This window comes from Lacrimispora sp. 210928-DFI.3.58 (genome assembly GCF_020554865.1).
In the GTDB taxonomy this organism is placed as follows: Bacteria; Bacillota; Clostridia; order Lachnospirales; family Lachnospiraceae; genus Enterocloster.
In genome coordinates, this window is the sequence record NZ_JAJCIC010000077.1 from 1 (window position 1) to 5,980 (window position 5,980).

The 5,980-nt window shown below is 46.8% G+C and carries 6 protein-coding genes; all 6 read left to right on the forward strand.

What is annotated here, in order from left to right:
- Window positions 1–408: 408 nt before the first annotated feature.
- The 6 genes from LIZ87_RS21740 (at window position 409) to LIZ87_RS21765 (ending at window position 5,814) form a co-directional block, all read left to right on the forward strand.
- The gene (locus LIZ87_RS21740; protein ID WP_227149195.1) at window positions 409–963 is read left to right on the forward strand and encodes a hypothetical protein; all 555 of its coding nucleotides are present in this window, start codon (window positions 409–411) and stop codon (window positions 961–963) included.
- Complete coding sequence (locus LIZ87_RS21745; RefSeq protein ID WP_330664743.1) at window positions 956–1,723, forward strand: ABC transporter permease; 768 nt, start codon at window positions 956–958, stop codon at window positions 1,721–1,723. Before LIZ87_RS21740 ends, LIZ87_RS21745 begins: the two co-directional genes overlap by 8 nt.
- The gene (locus LIZ87_RS21750) at window positions 1,710–2,426 is read left to right on the forward strand and encodes an ABC transporter ATP-binding protein (protein WP_178314040.1); all 717 of its coding nucleotides are present in this window, start codon (window positions 1,710–1,712) and stop codon (window positions 2,424–2,426) included. Before LIZ87_RS21745 ends, LIZ87_RS21750 begins: the two co-directional genes overlap by 14 nt.
- 22 nt (window positions 2,427–2,448) lie before the next feature.
- Window positions 2,449–3,498 carry an ABC transporter substrate-binding protein gene (locus LIZ87_RS21755; RefSeq protein ID WP_227149196.1) on the forward strand — a complete coding sequence of 350 codons (1,050 nt, stop codon included), beginning with the start codon at window positions 2,449–2,451 and terminating at the stop codon, window positions 3,496–3,498.
- A gap of 162 nt (window positions 3,499–3,660) precedes the next feature.
- A complete protein-coding gene (locus LIZ87_RS21760) occupies window positions 3,661–4,494 on the forward strand; it encodes a purine-nucleoside phosphorylase (RefSeq protein ID WP_227149197.1) in 834 nt (277 codons plus the stop codon).
- Between the two features lie 33 nt (window positions 4,495–4,527).
- Window positions 4,528–5,814 (forward strand): amidohydrolase family protein, encoded by a 1,287-nt coding sequence (locus LIZ87_RS21765; RefSeq protein WP_227149198.1) that lies wholly within the window; start codon window positions 4,528–4,530, stop codon window positions 5,812–5,814.
- Window positions 5,815–5,980: the final 166 nt, after the last annotated feature.

Consider the following 5,980-nt stretch of genomic DNA (forward strand, 5'->3'; position numbering starts at 1 on the left):
TGGAGCACCACCTTGCCAAGGTGGGGGCCGCGGGTTCGAATCCCGTCTCGCGCTTCTTTTTTATATAGTGGAGAACCTTGATTTTATCAGGATTCTCCACTTTTTGTTTTATGCCTTTGTACTACCCCTTTTCTTAACATTTGAAGCCACTTTTTGAAAACACTGTAAGACAGAGCTTTTTCTCCTGGGTTTTATGGGGTATTTTGGCTCCTTTTGAGTTTGGATCCCGTTTCCCGCTCTTTTGTATAAAGAAATATTGGTAATATTAATAGTTGACAATATCCTATTGATTTGGTAGGATATTATGAGTTAGGATAAACTAATTGATTGTGAGGAATTTAATTGCGCTATATATGGATAAATCCTGTGGTGGACCGGATGTATGACCGCAGCTGTCTTCATCTGCTGTTGCAGAAACATGGATACCTGCGGGTAGAGTGCCGGGAGAACTGGGGACAGAGGGTGCTTAAAGAGTATAAAAGGTTGGCAGAGAGCTCGCAAGTGCCTGTAGCTGATGTGCGCTGTCCGAAGGTGTGGAAGCTGTTGGAGGAAAGGTACAAAGGCAATGGTATCCTGATTCCTGCCATTGAACCCATTCTCATGCATTGTGCAAGGGAGATTGCCGGAAGAGAGGAATTAAAGGGGAAGGCCAAAGTCATCACAACGCCATGTGAAATACTGGCAGATATAGGAAATAAGGCTAAGCTTCCTGAGACACGTTTTGTATCATGGAAACAATTTCTACTGGAGCTTGGAGAGAGGTTGGAATCAGAGAAGTTGGAGTCCAGCCCGATCCCGCCAGGATTTTTCCAAAATCTGCAATGCCTGGTGGTAAGTATTACAGGTGAAGATGAGGTATGCAGCTATCTGAAAAACGGGGATTACGGGGCAGCACGTATGATAGAGCTGCTCTGGTGCAGAGATGGCTGTCATCATGGAGATGGGGTGATTGATCTTGAATAGATGGAAAAAGTTTATAGCGCCAGCCATAGGCCTTATCATCCTGTTTTTGACGTGGTACGGAATCTGCAGGCTGCAGATATTCAGCGCCTATGTGCTCCCGGCTCCTTCAAAGGTCTGGGGGAGTTTCTGGAAAACGCTGGTATCAGGAGAAATTTTCCGGGATATTGTGATCAGTCTGGGGAGAGTGTTAAAGGGATTTTCCATTGCATTTGTTCTGGCATTTCTTTTGGGAATGATACGCACAATGATTCCGGCCTCCGGACAATTTTATGAGCATTTCGTGCAATTCTTCCGCAATGTACCGCCTTTAAGCCTGATCCCCCTTTTAATTCTGTGGTGTGGGATCGGGGAGACGACGAAGACAGTGATCATTGTGCTGGCTTCCTTTTTCCCAATGTATCTGAATATTGTGAAGGGTTTTACCGGCTGCGATCAGAAGCTTTTGGAGGTTGGAAATGTATTTGGATACTCTCGGTTTGAGCGGTTTACGAAGATCATGCTCCCATATGCGTCTGCGGATATCCTGGTGGGCATGAGGATCGGATTGGGCTATAGCTGGCGTGCGATCATTGGAGCAGAGATGGTGGCGGCTTCTTCCGGCTTGGGGCATATGATCCTCTTTGCCCAGCAGATGTCAAGAACAGATAAGGTGATCGTGGGAATCCTGGTGATCGGTCTGATTGGATATGCGACAGACTGCATTTTTGGATGTGTAATTAAAAAAATGTTGAAAGGATCTTGCAAAAATGGCTGGAATTGAGCTCGTTGACGTCCAAAAGCGCTATAAGGTAGATGGAAAAACCGTGCAGGTGCTTTCGGGAATCCATATGAAGGTTCCCAAAGAGAGCATTACGGTTATTCTGGGGAAAAGCGGCTGTGGCAAGACGACCCTTCTGCGGCTGGTAGGAGGCCTTGAGGAGCCAGATGGGGGAGAGATCCTATATGGAGAGTCCCACCGGACTGCCTTTGTATTTCAGGAGCCCAGATTGATGCCGTGGCTGAATGTGGCAGACAATATACGTTTCGGACTAAAGAAAAAGGAGATGGATCCGGATGAAATCCAGTCGATCATACATACAGTAGGGCTGGATGGATTTGAAAAGGCCTATCCTTCCCAGCTGTCTGGAGGAATGCAGCAGAGGACCTCCATTGCAAGGGCCTTGGCCTACAGACCATCCTTTATCATGATGGATGAACCGTTTGCAGCTCTGGACTATTTTACAAGGGAGCAGATGCAGAAGGAACTTTTGCGGGTTCAGCGCATTCAGGGTGCCAGTATCCTGTTTGTGACGCACAGCATTGATGAGGCGCTTTTGCTGGGAAATAAGATCATAATTATTGAAAATGGGCGGGTGAAGACAGAATTTGAACTGCCTAAAACAGAGAAGTTTCGGAATCTTCTGGACGAGACATTTATTGAACTAAAACGCGATATCATTAAAAATTTAAATAATGATAAATAAAACAAAATGAGGAGGAAAATTTATGCGAAGGATTGTATCGATGGCGCTTGCAGTGTGCATGTGCGCGTCAGTTCTCACCGGGTGCTCCGGAGGGGCAGTACAGAAAGAGACAACGGCAGCTGCCCAGACAGAAAGTATAAAAGAGGAGGAAACCACTGCTGAGGCAGAGACTCAGGAGGAAACAGAGGCAACAAAAGAGGCAGGGACAACGCTGGACAAGCTGGTATTTACGTATGTAACCTCCCCCTTAAATGTGCCAACGATCGTTGAAAAGGAAAAAGGCATTTTCGCTGATACCTTTGCAGATCAGGGAATTTCGGTAGAATATGCAGAGCTGACCTCAGGAGCAGACCAGACTCAGGCTCTGGCTTCCGGAGATGTTCAGGTGCTCTACGCAGTAGGTGCAACCTCTGTGATCCTCTCGGCTGCAAACGGTGCTGACATCAAGGTCCTGAATATGTACAGCCGTTCTCCAAAGGCATTCTGCCTCTATTCAAAGGATGACAGCCTCACAAGCCCTGAAGCCTTAAAGGGCAAGACTGTTGCAGGCCCTGTGGGAACGAACCTGCACGAGCTGCTGGTAGCATACCTGGCAACTGCCGGAATGACCATTGAGGATGTCAACTTTGTCAACATGTCAATACCGGATGCCAATGCAGGCTTAGAGAATGGAAGTGTCGATGTGGCGATGCTTGCAGGTCCAACAGCTTACCAGGCAGAAAAACAGGGACGCCATCTGGTGACAAACGGACAGGGACTGATCAATGCCATTATTGCTGTGGCAGTGAGGGACGACTTCTATCAGGAGCATCCAGAGGTGATCGAGGGCTTAATGGAAGCACAGAATACCATTGCTGATTTTATGACAGAGAATCCGGAGGAGACCACAGAGCTTGTGGCAAAGTCTCTGGATCTGGATACAGAGGCAGTAAAAGAGATGGAGCCTCTCTATGATTTCTCCCTGGAGCTTACGGATGCTGACAGAGAAGGTTTTCAGAGGACAGCAGACTTTATGCTGGAGACTGGGATGATAGAGAATGCAGTGGATGTAAATACATTGTTTTACAAATAAGGATCATTGAAACGGGCCTGATTCCGGCCGCCTTTTGAGCTGAAACAGATGTGAAAGCTGAAAGGCAGCCGGGTCAGGTCTTCTTTTATTTTCTTTATAGAGGTTGTATGGTATAATTTTTTCAAAAGATAACATGGTGCTGAACATAAAAGGAGGTTCCACATGAATCAGGTATACGAAAAGCTGACAACATGCTACGAAAGTATCAAAGCCCGCATCCCCTTTGAACCGAAGATCGCTCTGGTCCTGGGCTCCGGACTGGGGGATTATGCAGACACGGTTCAGGCAGAGGCCGTGATAGGATATCATGAGATAAAAGGATTTCCGGTATCAACAGTAGCGGGGCATAAGGGCTGCTTTGTATTTGCGCATATAGGCAGTGTTCCCGTTGTGATGATGCAGGGGCGCATACATTACTATGAAGGATACCATATGACAGATGTGGTTCTGCCCGTCAGGCTCATGAAGCTTATGGGAGCGGAGATATTGTTCCTCACAAATGCTGCCGGTGGCGTGAATGCAGGCTTTTGTGCAGGAGATTTTATGATGATCACAGACCAGATATCCTCCTTCGTGCCATCGCCCTTGATCGGGCCGAATATAGAAGAGCTGGGAGTACGTTTCTGTGATATGAGTGAGGTCTATGATAAGCAGCTTCAGGCCATCCTGCGCAGCAGTGCAGAGGATTTGGGCATTGATTTAAAGGAAGGAGTATATATGCAGCTGACAGGGCCTGCATATGAAACACCGGCGGAGGTGAGGATGGTCCGCACCCTGGGAGGGGATGCCGTAGGGATGAGTACCGCTTGCGAGGCTGTGGCGGCCAATCACATGGGGATGAAGATCTGCGGCATTTCTTGCATTTCCAATTTGGCCTGCGGAATGACGGATCAGCCCTTGAGCCATGAGGAAGTAAAGGAAACAGGTGAGCGCGTGGCTCCTCTGTTTAAGCAGCTGGTGACAGAGGCTGTGATACGGATGGGAAAAGAAAGGTAACCAAAGGGCAGTGAGGACAGAAGGGAGAGCAGAATGAATATTCGCTTTTACAGAGTAAAGCTAATGACAATGGAAGATGGGACAGACATCATTCATGACGGAGAGCTTTGGGTGGAGGGAAAGAAGATCACCTATGCAGGAAGCCAGAGAGACATTCAGGGGCATTTTCCGCCAAAATGGGACAGAGAGATCGATGGCAAGGGGAATCTGCTGCTGCCTGGCTTCAAAAACGCCCATACTCATTCTGCTATGACCTTCCTGCGTTCCTATGCAGATGATCTTCCGCTTCTTGACTGGCTGAATAAACAGGTATTCCCCATGGAAGCAAAGCTTCAGGGGGATGACATTTATCTTCTGTGCAAGCTGGCACTGATGGAATATCTTACAAGCGGCATCACAGCCAATTTTGACATGTATTTTCAGCCAAGGCAGATTGCAAGATCATCTGCTGACTGTGGCTTCCGAACAGTTCTTGCGGGTGCGCTGAATGATTTTGTTTCATCTATTGAAGAGGAGGAGGAAAATTATGTGGAGCTGAACCATTTCCATCCTCTGATACGCTACCATTTGGGATTTCATGGAGAATATACTACAGGGAAAGAGCGGTTAAGGGGCATTGCCCGTTTGGCAGAAAAATATAAGGCACCAGTATTTTCACACAATTCAGAAAGTATTTCTGAAGTAGAGCAGTGCATCCAGCGGAATGGAACAACGCCAACCGTTTATCTGGACAGCTTAGGGATCTTCCAATATGGAGGCGGAGGATATCACTGCATACATATGAGCCAGGAAGATTTGGAAATATTTAAAAAAAGGGGGCTGTGGGCAGTAACGAACCCCGGGTCAAATGTGAAGTTGGCCAGCGGTATTGCACCTGTACAGAAAATGATGGATATGGGGATCCATCTGGCAATCGGAACAGATGGGCCTGCCAGCAATAATTGTCTGGATATGTTCCGGGAAATGTTCCTGACAACAGGACTGGGAAAGTTGCGGGAACAGAATGCTGCGGCTGTGGAGGCAGACCATGTGCTTTGGATGGCGACTGTGGGAGGAGCTCATGCAATGGGCCTTTGGGATTGTGATACCCTGACGGCGGGAAAATGTGCGGACCTGATCATGATCGACCTGCACCAGCCCAATATGCAGCCTGAAAATAATCTGGGCAAGAATCTGGTTTACAGCGGAAGCAAACAGAATGTGAAGATGACAATGGTAAATGGGAATATTCTCTATGAAAATGGGACATTCTATATTGGAGAAGAGCCAGAGTGGATCTACCGAAAAGCCAATGAGATCATCAATAAATGTCGGAATTGAAGAAGCAGAATAAAAAATTAAAAAAATACAAAAAAATTGTTGACAAAGGTCGAAAGGTTTGATATTATATAACTCGCGCTGAGGTGAGAAACAAAGAAAGCCAAAAGCACAAAAGAAAAAATAAAAAAGTTGTTGACAAAAGCAAATAACTGTGATAAGATATCAA

What these genes read in the sequence shown, in the direction of transcription:
- LIZ87_RS21750 (WP_178314040.1), top strand. Translation starts at nt 1,710, where the DNA reads ATGGCTGGAATTGAGCTCGTTGACGTCCAAAAGCGCTATAAGGTAGAT.
- LIZ87_RS21760 (WP_227149197.1), top strand. Translation starts at nt 3,661, where the DNA reads ATGAATCAGGTATACGAAAAGCTGACAACATGCTACGAAAGTATCAAA.
- LIZ87_RS21755 (WP_227149196.1), top strand. Translation starts at nt 2,449, where the DNA reads ATGCGAAGGATTGTATCGATGGCGCTTGCAGTGTGCATGTGCGCGTCA.
- LIZ87_RS21765 (WP_227149198.1), top strand. Translation starts at nt 4,528, where the DNA reads ATGAATATTCGCTTTTACAGAGTAAAGCTAATGACAATGGAAGATGGG.